Source organism: Mesorhizobium sp. RSR565B (genome assembly GCF_054719465.1).
The window spans coordinates 751,982-767,499 of sequence record NZ_JBTTIE010000001.1; the positions used below are offsets into that span (position 1 = coordinate 751,982).

Here is a 15,518-nt window from a genome sequence, read left to right on the forward strand (position 1 = left end):
CACGCTCCTCACCAGCCTAGAGCCAGCCCGCGATCAATGGCACTGCACGAACAGACCCGCAAGGCCGCATCCGAACCAACTCTATCAGGAGAGATCGCCGCGCGTCTGCTTGCCTGGTATGACGCGCACCATCGCGAACTGCCGTGGCGGATCACGCCGCACGCGGCGGCCGGCGGTGCACGGCCGGACCCCTATCGCATCTGGCTGTCGGAAGTGATGCTGCAGCAGACCACGGTCGAAGCGGTAAAATCCTATTTTCGCGCCTTTGTCGAGAAATGGCCTGATGTGAAGGCGCTGGCGGCTGCGCCGGCCGAGGATGTGATGAAGGCCTGGGCCGGGCTCGGCTATTATTCACGGGCGCGCAACCTCAAGGCCTGCGCCGATCTGGTTGCGAGCCAGGGCGGCCGTTTTCCCGACAAAGAAACGGGATTGAGGGAATTGCCGGGGATCGGCGCCTATACGGCGGCGGCGATCGCGGCGATCGCCTTCGACCGTCCGGCGGCGGTCGTCGACGGCAATGTCGAACGTGTCATCTCGCGGCTCTATTCGATCGCAACGCCGCTCAGCGAGGCAAAGCCCGAGATCCGCGCGCTCGTCGAAAGACTGGTTCCGCAGACAAGGCCGGGCGACTTCGCCCAGGCAATGATGGACCTTGGCGCCACGATCTGCACGCCAAGACGGCCGCGCTGCATGCTGTGCCCGGTGCGCGAGGATTGCAGCGCCATCCTGTCCGGCGACCCCGAGCGCTTTCCGGTCCGCCTGCCCAAGGTCGACAAACCACTCAGGCGGGGTGCCGCCTTCGTCGTCGAGCGAGGCGACGGCGCCATCCTGCTGCGCAAGCGGCCTGACAAGGGCCTGCTCGGCGGCATGACCGAGGTGCCGACCACAGGTTGGACAGCCCGGATAGACGGCGCAACCACTTCGGAGGCAGCGCCCTTCGCTGCGGACTGGCGGCGCGCCGGAGAGATCGCGCATGTCTTCACCCATTTCGCGCTCGAGCTCGAAGTTTTTCACGCTCAAGTGAAAAGTGATGCGCCGGAAGGGCATTTCTGGTCGCTGGCCCATGACATTTCCGGTGAAGCGCTGCCGACGGTCATGAAAAAGGTCATCGAAGCAGCGATACCGGGCGCAACCAAAAAACACCGCCCAATTGACTAGCATTCGCTTTGAAAGGCCAGAAATGACTGAAATCCGCCATATCGTGTTCGACATCGGCCGCGTCTTGCTCCACTACGATCCAAACATTCCGTTCAGCCGCCTCATTCCCGATGCCGAAGAGCGCAAGTGGTTCTTCGACAATGTCTGCACGCATGACTGGAACATCGAGCAGGACCGTGGCCGGACGTGGGAAGAGGCGGAAGCGCTGCTGATCGCGGATTACCCGGATCATGCTGAAAATATTCGCAATTTCCGTCGCTATTGGAATGACATGGTGCCGCATGCCTATGACGACAGCGTCGCCATCATGCTCGGTCTGATCGAGAGCGGCCGCGACGTGACCATGCTGACGAATTTCGCCGCCGACACGCTTGCCGAGGCGAGGCTGCGCTTCGATTTCCTCAGCCGCCCGCGCGGCGTGACCGTGTCGGCCGATATCCGTGAGATCAAGCCCGACCGCGCCATCTACGACCATCACGTCGCCGCGTTCGGTCTCGAACCGTCAGCCACGCTGTTCATCGACGACAGCCCCAGGAATGTCGATGGAGCCAGGGCGGCTGGCTGGAATGCTGTGCTGTTCACAGATGCAAAAACGCTCAAGGCGGACCTTGAGCGGTATGGCATCGCGACCTGAGCTACGCAGAGGGGTCGAAGGTAGCGCTTTATGGCGCCCCCCTCTGCCCTGCCGGGCATCTCCCCCCAAGGGGGAGATCAGCAGCCGCTGCGGCCGTTCTCACCTTGCAAGATCAAAAATTGGCGAAAGCGTTGATGACAGCAATCTCCCCCCTTGAGGGGAGATGCCCGGCAGGGCAGAGGGGGGCCGTCGTAGAGCGCCGAATTTAAACCTTGAATCTCAGGCCCCTGCGCGCTCCATACCGAGCCTGGCGATGCGGCGCAGTTCGTCGATCGGGGTCAGGCCGCCCGAGCGCTCATAGTGCCAGAAGGTCCAGCCATTGCAGGCGTCCAGGCCCTGCACTTCGGCGCCGATCTTGTGGATCGAGCCGGCGCTGTCACCGATGGCAACCGTGCCGTCGGCGCGTACCTTGGCCGACCAGCGCTTCTTGGCATCGTAAAGCGTGGCGCCGGGCTGCATAAGCCCGGTATCGATGAGGCTGACAAAGGCGACGCGCGGCTCGGCGCGCTTGCCGGTGAGCACGGCGAGATCGGCGCTTTCCAGCGGCCGCACGGCATCGATGCGCTCATTGGCGGCGTCGATATAGGCCTGTTCGCGCTCGATGCCGACGAAATGGCGGCCGAGGCGCTTGGCCACGGCACCGGTGGTGCCGGAACCGAAAAACGGGTCGAGCACGATGTCGCCCGGCTTGGTCGAGGCCATCATGATGCGGGCGAGCAGCGCTTCCGGCTTCTGCGTCGGATGCAGCTTGTCGCCATTGTCGTTCTTCAGCCGCTCGCCGCCAGTGCAGATCGGGAACAGCCAGTCGGAGCGCATCTGGATGTCGTCGTTCGATGCCTTCATCGCTTCGTAATTGAAGGTATAGCCCTTGCCCTTCTGGTCGCGCGAGGCCCAGATCATGGTCTCATGCGCGTTCTGGAAGCGGCGACCGCGGAAATTCGGCATAGGGTTGGTCTTGCGCCAGACGACATCGTTGAGAATCCAGAAGCCGAGATCCTGCATCTTGGCGCCGACGCGGAAGATGTTGTGGTAGGAGCCGATGACCCAGATGGTGCCATTCGGCTTCAGCACGCGGCGTGCCGCCAGGAGCCAGGCGCGGGTGAAGGCGTCATAGGCCTCGAAGCTCTCGAACTGGTCCCAGTCATCGTCGACGGCGTCGACCTTGGACTGGTCGGGCCGGTGCAAATCGCCGTCGAGTTGCAGATTGTAAGGCGGATCGGCGAAGATGACGTCGATGGATTTTTCCGGCAGCCGGTCGAGCGCGGCGACACAATCGCCCTTGAGGATCGTGTCCAGCCACTCGGATTGCTGGGGGGCGTGGGAGAGGTCGGCGACAAGACGCACGGCAGACATTTTTACACCCAAGGCACGCGTTACTGTTTACTCCCCGTTATGGTTACCGATCAGCGTAAATATTCGGTGAAGGACGCAACGGTCCAGGCAGCCCTGACGTCGTCAATTTGCGCAGCCCGGCCCGTTGGTGTATGTCGCGCCGCTTGAGCCTTGCCGGGCCTCCATCACCCTCCCTCGTTCGGATTGCCATGCCCCAGCCAGATCTTGTCATCTTCGATTGCGACGGCGTGCTCGTCGATTCCGAAATCATCGCAGCCCGCGTCGAGGCCGAATTGCTGACCTTGGCCGGATATGAAATCTCGGCTGAGGAATACGCCGAAACCTATGCCGGACTGACCTTCAAGGACATCATGATGCGGGTCGAGCAAAAATCCGCCATCCCGTTCCAGGCCTCGATGATCGACCGGGCCGAAGAGCTGGTCGACCGCAAACTGCGCAGCGACGTGCGCGCCATCGACGGCGTGCGCGAGGCGGTCGCCGCGGTCACCGCGCCGCGCTGCGTCTGCTCGAACTCACGCTTGGAGCGGATCGAGTTCATGCTCGAGAAAGTGGGCCTGCTGCCGTTCTTCGCCGGCCGGATTTTTTCAGCGCTGGAAATACCAAGCAAGAAAACCAAGCCCGCGCCGGATGTGTTCCTGATCGCGGCGCAGCAACTCAACGCCAATCCGGCAAACACCTTCGTCATCGAGGATTCGGTGCACGGCGTCACCGGCGCCAGGGCCGCTGGCATGCGCGTGATCGGCTTCACCGGCGCCGCGCACAGCTATCCCGGCCATGCCGATGTGCTGACCGAAGCCGGCGCCGAAACCGTCATCCGCCGCTGGGCCGAACTGAAAAGTGTGGTTGCCGCTCTGTCGGAATGGTCGGACGCCTGAACCGATCAGTCCTTGGCTTTGGCCGACCTGGCCGGTTTCTTCTTAGCCCTGTTGTAGGCAATCGCGGCGCGGACGAGCGCTTTCAGCGCATCCGCATCGATCACGTCGCCCTCCGACACATCGATGGCGCGCCACACCTTGCCGTTGAGCCCGTTGTTGAACAGCCTGTCGGGATCCGGCAGGCTGGCACCGTGAGAAAAGGTCAGCTTCACCTTGTCCTTGTGAGCGTTGCCGACGGCGATCATGCCGTCGCGTGACCATACCGGGCTGCCCATCCACTTCCACTCCTCGATGATTTCCGGGTCGGCGTCGAGGATGGTCTTGCGCAGGCTGGCCAACGTCTTGCCCCGCCAATCGTCCAGCTCCCGGATTCGGGCATCTATCCGCTCGGAGGCAGAGGCGCCTCCCTCGTCCTTGCTCGACATGCTGATCTTCATGGTCTGCCTCCGTTCACATCTTCTCGCCGGGCAATCGGCTGGCCTGCTTCACCCAGGAGGCGAAGCGGGCTTCGTCGATCTCTTCGCCTTCATGGATGTCGAGATAGCGCACTTCCTTTTGCCTGGAACCGCCGGGAGGCACAGGATCGAGCGACGTGCCGCGAAAGAAGGCGACTTTGACGTATCTGGTGAAGCAATGCAGGCTGAGGAACCAACCGTCGCCCTCGATGCCATAGAACGGTGAGTTCCACTTCACCGCCTTGCAGACGCCGGGGAAGGCGCTGACGATAAGTGCGTCGATCCGGCGCCCGACATCGCTTTTCCAGCCCGGCATGGCGGCAATATATGCCTGCACCGGAGCGTCCCCATAGACCTTAGGGATCTGCGGGTTGCCGCCCGAAAGCAGGACCGGCTTTTCCGGCTTGTCTGGGGCCGGTTTTGCGACCTTCGATTTTCCCGGCGCCTTGGCCATGTCCTACCCTTGCGCGCCCTGCTCGCCACGCGATCTCGCGACGTAAGGCAGCACGAACATGTAGAGGCCGCTGAACAGCAGCAGGAATAGCGGCAGCAGCGGCGAATAGACCACCCAGGCCGGAGGTTGCCCGAACGCCATGGTGATGAAATTGGCTGCCACGGTCAGCGTGAAGATGATCGACAGCCAACGATGGGTTTGACGTATCCATTTGCTCAAGTTCATTGCAACTTCCTCTTGAACCAGCGCCTACCAACGCGCCAGTTGGGTGATCTGGATGAGATTGCCGCAGCTGTCGTTGAGCTGGGCGATGGTCGAGCCGGTCACTTCTGTCGGCGCCATGGCGAACGCACCGCCGCGTCCCTTGATGCGCTCGTAATCACCCTTGACGTCGTCGGTGAACAGCATGAGCGCGGGCTGCCCCTGCTTGAAGATGGCCTGCTGGTAGGCCTTGGCGGCCGGGTTGTCGTTGAGCGCCAGCTGTAGCTCGGCTCCCTCGGGCTCATCGGGTGAGATGACGGTCAGCCAACGAAAAGCCCCATTGCTGAAGTCGGCCTTCACAGCAAAGCCCAGCACGTCGGTGTAGAAGCGCAGTGCGTTGTCCTGGTTGTCCACATAGACGCTGGTCAGCTTGATCTTCATCGATTTCCTCCTTTTTGCATTCGGTGCCCCGCGATCAGGGCATGGTACCGGCAGGCTTCAATCCGGCTTCGCCAGGACCTGCTCCAGCTTGGTGAGGAATTGCTGCCACCCGGCCCTGGCGCCGCCATAGGCCTGCTTCTGGCTCGGATGGAAGCCCGACTGCTCGACGCGCAGATGGGTTCCCGAGCTCGTGGGTGTGAGCGTGAACGTCACCACGCTCTTCAGATTGTAGGCGGCATCCTCATGCGCAAAATCCCAGCTGTAGGACAGCGTCCTGTTTTGCTCGATGGCCAGCACCTCGCAGTCGAGCACGCCGCCCCAGTCGCCGCGAAGATTGAAGCTGTGGCCGACGACAGGCTTGAAATCGTTCTTCATGAGCCAATCCTCCATCAGATGCGGCTGCGTCAACGCGCGCCAGATCTTCTCCGCCGGCCAGGATATTTCACGTTCGACGACGACGGTGCGCAGTTCGGGATTGCTCACTGGTCCATCCTTTTCAGCAGGTTCTCGAGATCATCGAAGCGGCTCTCCCAGAATCCTGTCATTTGAACTGTCCAGTCGGTCAGCGGACCAAGTGCCTCGGGCTGCGCGCTGTAGTGGGTCTGGCGTCCGGCGTGGCGGTCACGCACCAGGCCGGCCAGCTTCAGGACGCCGAGATGCTTCGACACCGCCGGTTGCGAGACCCCGGACTGCGCCGTCAGCGCCCCCACGGTCTGCTCACCTTGGCGGCACAAGCGCTCGAAGATGGCCCGCCGGGTCGGGTCGGCAAGCGTTCTGAACAAAGTATCGTGGGCGTCCGGCATCGGGATCAATAACCTGCGAGCTATTGATTGACGTATAACCGCCGGGATATGGATGAGTCAAGTGCGCTGGCGGAATGGATCGAGATTAAAGCGCAGACGCGACCTGCCGCAGGCGCACGCCTGCAGGATTACGATCGGATCGTTTGGATCTTTCAAAGAGTTGACCGGCACCGTCGCAGCAGCGACGGCGCCCAGGCGCTTAGTTCGTCGCCGGAGCGCGCTTCTTTTTCTTGCCGGACTTCTTGTCCACCGCCGCCGGCGCGGTGTCGTCATAGCCGGCATAGACAGTGTAATCCCGGGCGGAGGGTTCGGGCACGACGACGTTGGGATCGGTGAACACGAACTGGGTGGCGGTCGAGGGATCGCTGACCTGGATCTGATAGGGGTGGATCTGCGAATAAAGCACGTCGGGGCCGTGCATGACGGCAATGCGGATCGGCATGGTGATGGTGCCGGGGGCGAACAGCGGTCCCGGCACGATCTTGCCGGCAACGCCAACCTTCATCGTCAACTGGCCGTTGGCACGGCTGCAATCGCGGCTCACATCGCTGATCGAGGCCTGGTAGATGATCTTGGCCGGATCCTTGTTCGGATCGACGATGGAGCCGTCAGGCGCCGTCTGCGCGGCGGCAGCGGCCTCGGCATCCTGTGTTGCATCAGCCTTTTTCTTTTTCGGCTGCGGCGCGCCCTTGGCGTAGGTATTGAAGTATGCGGTGCCATCGCGCACCGTCACTTTCGGGCAGTAGGCCTGCAACTGGCTGGCGAGAACCTTGGGATCCTGAGGCGGTATTGGCGCATTCGGGTCGGTCTTCTTGCCGAAACCGAGATTGAGGATGCCATTGTCGCTCGATTGGCAACCGGCGGCGGCAAGCATAAAGCCGGTTAGCGCCAGACCCGCGACAAAGCGACGGTTGAACTTATGAAACGCCATGAAACTGCACTTCCCTCTCGCAAAGTTGGTGACGTATAGCAACGCCACGGCAAAAATGCGACTGAGGCGGCTCGGAAAATTAACCAATTGCCGTGGATGAAACCGGCGGCAGCAATGGACCTTTGACGATGCGCTATGTGAGTACCCGCGGGGATGCGCCCGTGCTTGGATTTGCCGATGCGGTGCTGGCGGGGCTGGCCCGCGACGGCGGGCTTTATGTGCCGCAGACATGGCCGCAGTTTTCGGCAGCCGAGATCCGCGCCATGCGCGGCCTGCCCTATGCGGACCTCGCCATCCGCGTGCTGACGCCGTTCCTCGGCGGCGAGATCGCCGCACCCGTCTTCGAGCGCCTGGTGCGAGAAGCCTATGCCACCTTCCGCCACCGGGCCGTCTGCCCGCTGGTGCAGACCGGCGCCAACACGTTCATCCTCGAGCTCTTCCACGGTCCGACGCTGGCCTTCAAGGACGTTGCCATGCAGCTGCTTGCCCGGCTGATGGACCATGTACTGACTGAGCGCGGCCAGCGCGCCACCATCGTCGGCGCGACCTCGGGTGACACTGGCGGCGCCGCCATCGATGCCTTTGCCGGCCGCGACCGAACTGACATTTTCGTGATGTTCCCGCATGGCCGCGTCTCGCCGGTGCAGCAGCGGCAGATGACGACATCGACGGCCGCCAACGTCCAGGCGCTGGCGATCGAAGGCAATTTCGACGATTGCCAGGGCCTGCTGAAGGATATGTTCAACGATCATGGTTTTCGTGATCGCGTGTCGCTGTCGGGCGTCAATTCGATCAACTGGGCCCGCATCATGGCCCAGATCGTCTATTATTTTTCCTCGGCGCTTTCGCTCGGCGCGCCGGACAGGCCGGTCTCCTTTACCGTGCCGACCGGCAATTTCGGCGATATTTTCGCCGGTTACGCCGCCAAGAAGATGGGCCTGCCGATCGAGCGGCTGATCGTCGCCACCAACGACAACGACATATTGGCGCGCACTTTCGCGACCGGTGAATACCGCACCAAGGGTGTGTTTGCGACGACGTCGCCATCGATGGACATCCAGGTATCGTCGAACTTCGAGCGACTGCTGTTCGAGGCCTGCGACCGTAACGCAGAGACGGTGCGGCGTTACATGGCCGGCCTCAAGCAATCCGGCGCCTTCACCATCGAAACCGCGGAAATCGACCGGATGCGGTCCGAATTCGACGCCGGGCGCGCCGATATGGACGAGGTTGCAGCCACCATTCGCTCGACGCTCGAATCCAGCAATTATCTGCTCGATCCGCACACGGCCGCGGCCGTGCATGTCGCCGCCGGCCAGGCCGACGGTGCAGTGCCGATGGTGGTGCTGGGCACGGCGCACCCGGCCAAGTTTCCGGCCGCCGTCGAAGCCGCCTGCGGCGTGTGGCCGGCCCTGCCCGCATGGCTGGGGTCCTTGATGTCAGCCGACGAAAAGTACACGGTACTTCCATCCGACCTGAAAATGGTGGAAGATTACGTGAGCCGCCACTCAAGGGCAGCGCGTTAGGGAGTACTTGCCATATGGGTGTTGAGGTAAGCCGTCTGTCGAACGGCCTGACAGTCGCCACCGAAACCCTTCCAAGCCTCGAATCCGTTGCCCTTGGCGCCTGGGTCAAGTCCGGCGCCCGCAATGAGCGTGACGACGAGCACGGAATGGCCCATCTGCTCGAGCATATGGCCTTCAAGGGTACGAAAAGGCGGACGGCCTTCGAGATCGCCTCGGAAATCGAGGATGTCGGCGGCGAGATCAATGCCGCCACATCAGTCGAGACGACGTCCTATTACGCCAGGGTGCTGTCCGACGATGTGCCGCTGGCGGTGGATATCCTTGCTGATATCCTGCAGGAGTCCGAATTCGACCCAGAGGAACTGGAGCGCGAGCAGCATGTGATCCTGCAGGAGATCGGCGCCGCGCACGACACACCCGACGACATCGTCTTCGACCGTTTCACCGAGACCGCCTTCCGCCACCAGACGATCGGCCGCTCGATCCTCGGCACGCCGGAAACCGTCAAATCCTTCACCTCCAAACAGCTGCATGATTTCATCGAGCGCCAATATGGCGCCGAGAAGATGGTGATCGTGGCGGCAGGCGACATCAAGCACGACAATTTCGTGCGCGAGGTCGAAAAGCAGCTCGGCGGTTTCCGCAGCAAGTCCGACAGCACGATGCCGCAATATGCGCAGTATGTCGGCGGCGATTTCCGCGAGGATCGCGACCTGATGGACGCGCAGATCGTGCTCGGCTTCGAAGGCCGAGCCTATCATGTGCGCGATTTCTACGCTTCGCAGGTGCTGTCGATGATCCTCGGCGGCGGCATGTCGTCCCGGCTGTTCCAGGAGGTTCGCGAAAAGCGTGGCCTGTGCTATTCGGTCTATGCTTTCCACTGGGGTTTTTCCGATACCGGCATCTTCGGCGTTCATGCCGCGACCGGGCAGAGCGACATTGCCGAACTGGTGCCGGTCATTATCGACGAGCTGCAGAAGGCCGGCGAGAATATCCTTCAGGAAGAGCTCGACCGCGCCCGCGCGCAATATCGCGCCGGCCTGATCATGTCGGCTGAAAGCCCGGCCAGCCGCGCCTCGCAGATCGCCAGGCAGCTGCTTCTGTTCGGTCGGCCGATCGCCAAGGAGGAATTGATGGAACGGCTGTCGGCGCTGACCGTCGAGCGGCTGACCGACCTTTCGTCCCGGCTGTTTTCGACCAAGCCGACGCTGACTGCGGTTGGACCGGTGGGTACGCTCGCGCCCTATGAGGCGATTCTCGATTCGCTTGCGGGCACGCACACCACGGCCCGCAAGCTCGCCGTCTAAGCCTTCAAGCGCCGGTGTTCGCGCTCCCTTTCTTTCGCCGTGACCTGCCGGCACTGAAAGGCGACCGGGTCATGCTGCGCGTGCCCTACACCAACGACTATCGCGAATGGTCGGCGGTGCGCGGCGAAAGCCGTGCCTTCCTCGAACCGTGGGAGCCGCGCTGGACGCCCGATGAACTCGACCGCACCGCCTGGCGGCTGCGCATCGGCCGCTACCGCGAAGACTATGCGCAGGGAACCGCCATCGCCTTCTTCATCTTCGAGAAGGCGAGCGGCAAGCTTGCAGGCGGCATTACGCTCGGCAATATCCGCCACGGCGTCTCGCAAAGCGGCCATGTCGGCTACTGGATCGGGGAGCGGTTCGGCGGCCGCGGCCTGATGACCGACGCGGTCAAGGTGGTCTGCCGCTTCGCCTTCGATACGCTGAGGTTGCACCGGATCGAAGCTGCCTGTATTCCCGACAATGTCCGGTCGATCCGCGTGCTTGAAAAAGCCGGATTCCGGCGCGAAGGACTTCTGCGATCCTACCTCAGGATCAACGGCATCTGGCAGGACCACTACCTCTACGCCCGGATCGCGGACGATCCGCCGGGCGCTGGAACGAAGGACTGATTTTTGACGAATTTCCTGCGAAACGGGTCGCTGTTGGCCTTTGTTCTGGCGGTTGTCGTCACGCTTTGCGCGGCGCTCCCGGCCTTCGCCGTCGAACCGATCAAGATTGCCCGCGACGATGTCGCGCTCGACCTGTCGCGCGCCGTCCAGATCTACGTCAATCAGGGCGAAAACTTCCAGGTGTCGACCGCGCCCGGTCCCGACGGCATCGTGCGGCGCATCGAGGTCGAGGCCAATGACGCGCGCTCGAGCGGCGACTGGGCGGTATTCGCGCTCGCCAACACCACCGACCAGCAGCTCGACCGGCTGATCGTGGCGCCGCATTTCCGGCTGGTGAATTCCGGCATCTTCTGGCCCGATCTCGGCGCCACCCGCATCGCCGCGATCACCCCCAGCGAGGGCTTCGCGCTCGACCGCCAGTCAAGCTCCGACGCCGACGTGTTCCGGGTGACGCTGAACCCGGGAACGGTGATCACCTTCATCGCCGAACTCGCCTCGCCGAAGCTGCCGCAGGTCTATCTATGGGAGCCGGAAGCCTACAAGGACTCGGTCAATTCCTATACGCTGTTCCGCGGCATCGTCATCGGCATCGCCGGGCTGCTGGCGCTCTTCCTGACCATCCTTTTCGTCGTCAAGGGAACCTCGATGTTTCCGGCGACAGCCGCACTTGCGTGGGCGGTACTTGCCTATATCTGCGTCGATTTCGGCTTTCTAAACAAGATCATAGAGATATCGCCCGGGAACGAGCAGATGTGGCGGGCGGGAACGGAGGTGGCGCTTGCGGCGACCTTCGTGGTGTTCCTGTTCGCCTATCTCAACCTCAACCGGTGGCACGGCCATTTCAGCTATGGCGCGCTGGTCTGGATCCTCGGCCTGGTGCTGATTGCGGGTGTGGCCATCATCGATCCGGCCGTCGCCGCCGGTATTGCCCGGCTGTCCTTCGCCGCCACCGCGCTGACCGGGCTTGGCCTCATCATCCTGCTCGGTCTTCGTGGTTATGATCGTGCGATCATGCTGGTGCCAAGTTGGGTGATGGTGCTGCTATGGCTATGCGGGTCGTGGATGGCGATCACCGGCATGCTCGACAACGACATCGCCCAGCCGGCATTGGGCGGCGGGCTGATCCTGATCATCCTTTTGATCGGCTTCACCGTCATGCAGCATGCCTTTGCCGGCGGCGCGCTGCATCAGGGCCTGTTCTCCGATCTCGAGCGCCAGGCGCTGGCCGTCGCCGGCTCCGGCGACACGGTGTGGGACTGGGACGTGCTGCGCGACCGCGTCGTCACCAAGCCCGACGTCAGCATCCAGCTTGGCCTCGCTCCCAACAGCCTGGGGGGTGCGGCCCGCAACTGGCTGCCGGTGCTGCATGCCGACGACCGCGACACGTTCCGCACCACGCTCGACGTGGTGCTCGAACATCGGCGCGGCCGGGTCTCGCAGAATTTCCGCCTGCGCGGCGCCGACGGGCACTACCACTGGTTCTTGCTTCGGGCGCGGCCGGTGATCGGCTCGGATGGCGAAGTGATTCGCTGCGTCGGCACCATGGTCGACGTCACCGAGCAGAAAAAGTCCGAGGAAAGGCTGCTGCACGATGCCGTTCACGACAATCTGACCGGCCTGCCCAACCGCGAACTTCTGATGAACCGGCTGGAAGCCATCATCTCGATCGCGCGCACCGAAGAGAAGGTGCGCCCCACCGTCTTCGTCATCGACATCGACCGTTTCAAGCAGGTCAATGACGGGCTTGGCATCTCGGCCGGCGACACCATCCTGCTCACCATTGCGCGCCGCTTGCACCGGCTGTTGAAACCGAAGGATTCGCTGTCGCGCTTTGCCGGTGACCAGTTCGCCCTGATGCTGCTCTCCGAACAGGAACCCTCCCGCATCGCGGCGGTGGCAGACGCCATCAAGCACGCGATCAACAACCCGATCACCTTCGCCAAGCGCGAGATCGTGCTGACCGCCTCGATCGGCCTGATCACCTGGACCTCGGCGCAGACTTCGGCAGAAGACATGGTCAAGGACGCCGAGCTTGCCATGCACCAGGCCAAGCGCTTCGGCGGCGACAGGATCGAGCCGTTCCGGCCGGCCTTCCGCACCGTCGGCACCGACCGGCTGCAATTCGAATCCGATCTGCGCCGCGCCATCGAGCGGCGCGAATTCACCCTTGCCTACCAGCCGATCGTGCGGCTGGAGGACGGCAGCATTGCCGGCTTCGAAGCGCTGCTGCGTTGGGACCATCCGCGCCGCGGCATGATCCCGCCCGGCGATTTCATTCCGGTCGCCGAAAGCTGTGGCCTGATCGTGCAGCTTGGGCTGTTTGCCATGCAGCAGGCGGCCGAAGACCTCGCCGGCTGGCAAAAGCAGATCGGCGACACCCCGCTGTCGGTGTCGGTCAATCTGTCCAGCCGCCAGCTGATCCGCCGCGACCTGGTCAGCGATGTCCGCTCGGTCATCGCCCGCGCCAATCTGAAGCCGCGCTGCTTCCGGCTCGAACTTACCGAATCGCTCGTCATGGACAATCCAGAGCAGACCTCGCATGTGCTGACCAAACTCAAGCAGCTCGGCATCGGCCTGTCGCTGGACGATTTCGGCACCGGCTATTCCTCGCTCGCCTATCTGACCCGCTTCCCCTTCGACACCATCAAGATCGACAAGAGCTTCGTCGACGACGCGACGCCGAAGCGGGCGGTGCTGCTCAAATCCATGGTCAACATGGCGCATGAACTCGGCCTGTCGGTGGTGGCCGAGGGCATTTCCGACGAAAGCGATGCGCTGGAATTGCGCCAGATGGGCTGCGAATATGTGCAAAGCTTCATGTTCGGCGCGCCGATGCCAGGCGACCAGGTGCTGAAGGCGTTGAAAGAGCAGTACCCGATGACGCAGGCGTGATGGGTGAGGCATGCGTCGTGCAGGCGCGTGGTTACATTGGAATGAACCGCGAAAATTAGCTGAAGCGACCGCGCCTTCGTCATCCTAGGGCGAAGCAAGGAGCGCAGCGACGCAGCGCAGACCCTAGGATGACGAAAGTGGCGGGCGGCTTCGGCTAGTCGCGAAGGTTCGGCGGAACGTCGGCGAGGCGAGGCCTCAGGCGTGCCCCGCGGCCAGGCTCAAATGCGCCAGATCAATCCCGATCGATGCCAGGATGCGGTCGTATTTGCGCTCGATGTCGGCGTCGAACAGAAGCTCCGGCGTGGCCGGACAGGTCAGCCAGCCATTCTCGGCGATCTCGGTTTCCAGCTGGCCGGCGCCCCAGCCGGAATAGCCGAGCGCCATCAACGCGCGCCGCGGGCCGCGGCCGGACGAGATGGCGCGCAATATGTCGACCGTCGCGGTCAGGCAGATATCGTCGGAGACGGTGAGCGAGGATTCCACCCGGTAGTCGCCCGAGTGAAGGACGAAGCCGCGGCTGCGGTCCACCGGGCCGCCATTGCGCACCACGAAGTCGCGAGCCTGCGCCGGCAGCCTGATCGCCTCCTGCTCGTTCATGATGCCGAGCTGCACCAGAAGATCGGGAAACAGCATCTGCTGCGTCTGGTTGATGATCAGGCCCATGGCGCCTTCATCGCTGTGCGCACAGATGTAGATGACCGAGCGCGTGAAGCGATCGTCCTTCATGCCGGGCATGGCAATCAGAAACTGGTCGTCAAGAAAGCCGCGTCCACCGGCCGTCTTTTTGTGGCGCAACAAGTCCATGGACGGGAGCGTAACGCGTTTCCGGGACGCCGAAAAGATGCGCCGCGTGGGATTCGGCCAAAGCCCAATGGTTGGAACAACTGAATCTTGAGTGCGAACTTCGCTCGGCCGATTGCTTGAACCCAACTGTTCCTTGCCCGAAGGTCACGCAAATATGATACGCAGAGCGCCATGAAAACATTGCGCGGCCATGAACTGACGATCAAATCAACGCCATGCAAAGATTGAAAATCCTGCTGCTCGGCGCCGCCATTGGATGCGGAGCAGCTATTCCCGCCGCCGCGTCCTCTTCCGACTGGTACAACAGCGAAGGCGGCAGGGTGCGGCTGGTGACATCAGGCAAGGCCGACGAGGCCGGTCGCATACAGGGCGTGCTCGACATCGCGCTCAAGCCCGGCTGGAAAACTTATTGGCGCGATCCGGGCGACGCCGGCGTGCCGCCGCAGATCGACGTTTCGGCCAGCACCAACATCACCGATGCTGCGTTTTCCTTCCCGCCGCCGCAGCGCCATGACGACGGCTACGGCAAATGGGCCGGCTACAACCATCCGGTCTCGCTGCCGGTGACATTCACTTTGTCGTCGCCTGGGGATGCGGCCGTCATCGATGCCGACATCTTTCTTGGCATCTGCGAGACGATCTGTATTCCGGTGCAGACGCGGCTGAGCGTCGATCCCGCCGCCGATCCCGACAATGCCGAGGATGCGGCGCTGGTGAAGGCTGCACTCGCCACCTTGCCCGCGCCTGCCAAGCCCGATTTCGGGATCAAGGTGCTGCCGGGCGACCATGAGACGCTGATGGTCGAGGCGACTTTTCCCGGAGATCCGGAGGCGGCGGATTTATTCGTCGCCGGGGGACGCGATTATATGTTCGGGGCGCCTGCACGCAGCGAAAAGGACGGCCGGCTGGTATTTACCATTCCGATCCTCGACCGGCCGTCGACGACACCGACCGATGGCGGGTTGTATTACACCCTGACAAGTGCCAAAGGCGCGGTCGAGGGCGTTCTGCCGTTCCCCTGATACCGAACCCGATCCGGGCTTTCCCTTGATCCAGGCCTTGTCGGCGGTTGC

At 62.8% G+C, this 15,518-nt stretch carries 17 protein-coding genes; 8 read left to right on the forward strand and 9 right to left on the reverse strand.

Features of this window, described 5'->3' with window-relative positions:
• Nucleotides 1-36 precede the first annotated feature (36 nt).
• Both mutY and ACYG9R_RS03725 read left to right on the forward strand, forming a co-directional pair.
• Nucleotides 37-1,158, forward strand: coding sequence for an A/G-specific adenine glycosylase (gene mutY / locus ACYG9R_RS03720; RefSeq protein ID WP_023727471.1), 1,122 nt, complete (start codon nt 37-39; stop codon nt 1,156-1,158).
• A gap of 22 nt (nt 1,159-1,180) precedes the next feature.
• On the forward strand, nt 1,181-1,792 hold the full coding sequence (locus ACYG9R_RS03725; protein WP_023754849.1) for an HAD family hydrolase: 612 nt from the start codon (nt 1,181-1,183) through the stop codon (nt 1,790-1,792).
• A 219-nt stretch (nt 1,793-2,011) separates the two neighbouring features.
• Here ACYG9R_RS03725 and ACYG9R_RS03730 read toward each other — a convergent pair whose 3' ends face one another.
• On the reverse strand, nt 2,012-3,145 hold the full coding sequence (locus ACYG9R_RS03730) for a site-specific DNA-methyltransferase (protein ID WP_023727472.1): 1,134 nt from the start codon (nt 3,143-3,145) through the stop codon (nt 2,012-2,014).
• 188 nt (nt 3,146-3,333) lie between these two features.
• Between ACYG9R_RS03730 and ACYG9R_RS03735 the strand changes: the two genes are divergently transcribed.
• The gene (locus ACYG9R_RS03735) at nt 3,334-4,020 is read left to right on the forward strand and encodes an HAD family hydrolase (protein ID WP_023706677.1); all 687 of its coding nucleotides are present in this window, start codon (nt 3,334-3,336) and stop codon (nt 4,018-4,020) included.
• Nucleotides 4,021-4,025: 5 nt separating this feature from the next.
• Here the strand turns inward: ACYG9R_RS03735 and ACYG9R_RS03740 are convergent, their stop codons facing one another.
• The 7 genes from ACYG9R_RS03740 to ACYG9R_RS03770 form a co-directional block, all read right to left on the reverse strand.
• Entirely contained in the window at nt 4,026-4,457 is a 432-nt protein-coding gene (locus tag ACYG9R_RS03740) for a DUF1801 domain-containing protein (protein ID WP_245260083.1), read from the reverse strand.
• 13 nt (nt 4,458-4,470) lie between these two features.
• The gene (locus ACYG9R_RS03745; protein ID WP_023687163.1) at nt 4,471-4,929 is read right to left on the reverse strand and encodes a DUF1801 domain-containing protein; all 459 of its coding nucleotides are present in this window, start codon (nt 4,927-4,929) and stop codon (nt 4,471-4,473) included.
• A 3-nt stretch (nt 4,930-4,932) separates the two neighbouring features.
• Nucleotides 4,933-5,154, reverse strand: a complete 222-nt coding sequence (locus ACYG9R_RS03750) for a hypothetical protein (RefSeq protein ID WP_023668396.1) — start codon at nt 5,152-5,154, stop codon at nt 4,933-4,935.
• 24 nt (nt 5,155-5,178) lie between these two features.
• Nucleotides 5,179-5,571 (reverse strand): VOC family protein, encoded by a 393-nt coding sequence (locus ACYG9R_RS03755; protein WP_023687162.1) that lies wholly within the window; start codon nt 5,569-5,571, stop codon nt 5,179-5,181.
• Between the two features lie 57 nt (nt 5,572-5,628).
• Complete coding sequence (locus tag ACYG9R_RS03760; protein ID WP_023687161.1) at nt 5,629-6,054, reverse strand: SRPBCC family protein; 426 nt, start codon at nt 6,052-6,054, stop codon at nt 5,629-5,631.
• Nucleotides 6,051-6,374 (reverse strand): ArsR/SmtB family transcription factor, encoded by a 324-nt coding sequence (locus ACYG9R_RS03765; RefSeq protein ID WP_023687160.1) that lies wholly within the window; start codon nt 6,372-6,374, stop codon nt 6,051-6,053. Before ACYG9R_RS03765 ends, ACYG9R_RS03760 begins: the two co-directional genes overlap by 4 nt.
• 199 nt (nt 6,375-6,573) lie before the next feature.
• Nucleotides 6,574-7,305: a hypothetical protein gene (locus ACYG9R_RS03770; RefSeq protein ID WP_023687159.1), complete on the reverse strand. Its 732-nt coding sequence runs from the start codon at nt 7,303-7,305 to the stop codon at nt 6,574-6,576.
• Nucleotides 7,306-7,433: 128 nt separating this feature from the next.
• On the opposite strand from ACYG9R_RS03770, the gene thrC reads away from it, so the two are divergent.
• From thrC to ACYG9R_RS03790, 4 genes are read left to right on the forward strand one after another with little or no spacing between them, the layout of a single operon-like run.
• Complete coding sequence (gene thrC / locus ACYG9R_RS03775) at nt 7,434-8,831, forward strand: threonine synthase (RefSeq protein WP_023824238.1); 1,398 nt, start codon at nt 7,434-7,436, stop codon at nt 8,829-8,831.
• Nucleotides 8,832-8,845: 14 nt separating this feature from the next.
• On the forward strand, nt 8,846-10,138 hold the full coding sequence (locus tag ACYG9R_RS03780; RefSeq protein ID WP_023668402.1) for a M16 family metallopeptidase: 1,293 nt from the start codon (nt 8,846-8,848) through the stop codon (nt 10,136-10,138).
• 14 nt (nt 10,139-10,152) lie between these two features.
• Nucleotides 10,153-10,749, forward strand: a complete 597-nt coding sequence (locus ACYG9R_RS03785) for a GNAT family N-acetyltransferase (protein ID WP_023668403.1) — start codon at nt 10,153-10,155, stop codon at nt 10,747-10,749.
• A 3-nt stretch (nt 10,750-10,752) separates the two neighbouring features.
• A complete protein-coding gene (locus ACYG9R_RS03790) occupies nt 10,753-13,641 on the forward strand; it encodes an EAL domain-containing protein (RefSeq protein ID WP_023706671.1) in 2,889 nt (962 codons plus the stop codon).
• 195 nt (nt 13,642-13,836) lie between these two features.
• Here ACYG9R_RS03790 and ACYG9R_RS03795 read toward each other — a convergent pair whose 3' ends face one another.
• Entirely contained in the window at nt 13,837-14,445 is a 609-nt protein-coding gene (locus tag ACYG9R_RS03795; protein ID WP_023668405.1) for a YqgE/AlgH family protein, read from the reverse strand.
• 215 nt (nt 14,446-14,660) lie between these two features.
• Here ACYG9R_RS03795 and ACYG9R_RS03800 point away from each other — a divergent pair, with 215 nt between their 5' ends.
• The gene (locus ACYG9R_RS03800) at nt 14,661-15,467 is read left to right on the forward strand and encodes a protein-disulfide reductase DsbD domain-containing protein (protein ID WP_023824239.1); all 807 of its coding nucleotides are present in this window, start codon (nt 14,661-14,663) and stop codon (nt 15,465-15,467) included.
• Nucleotides 15,468-15,518 lie beyond the last annotated feature (51 nt).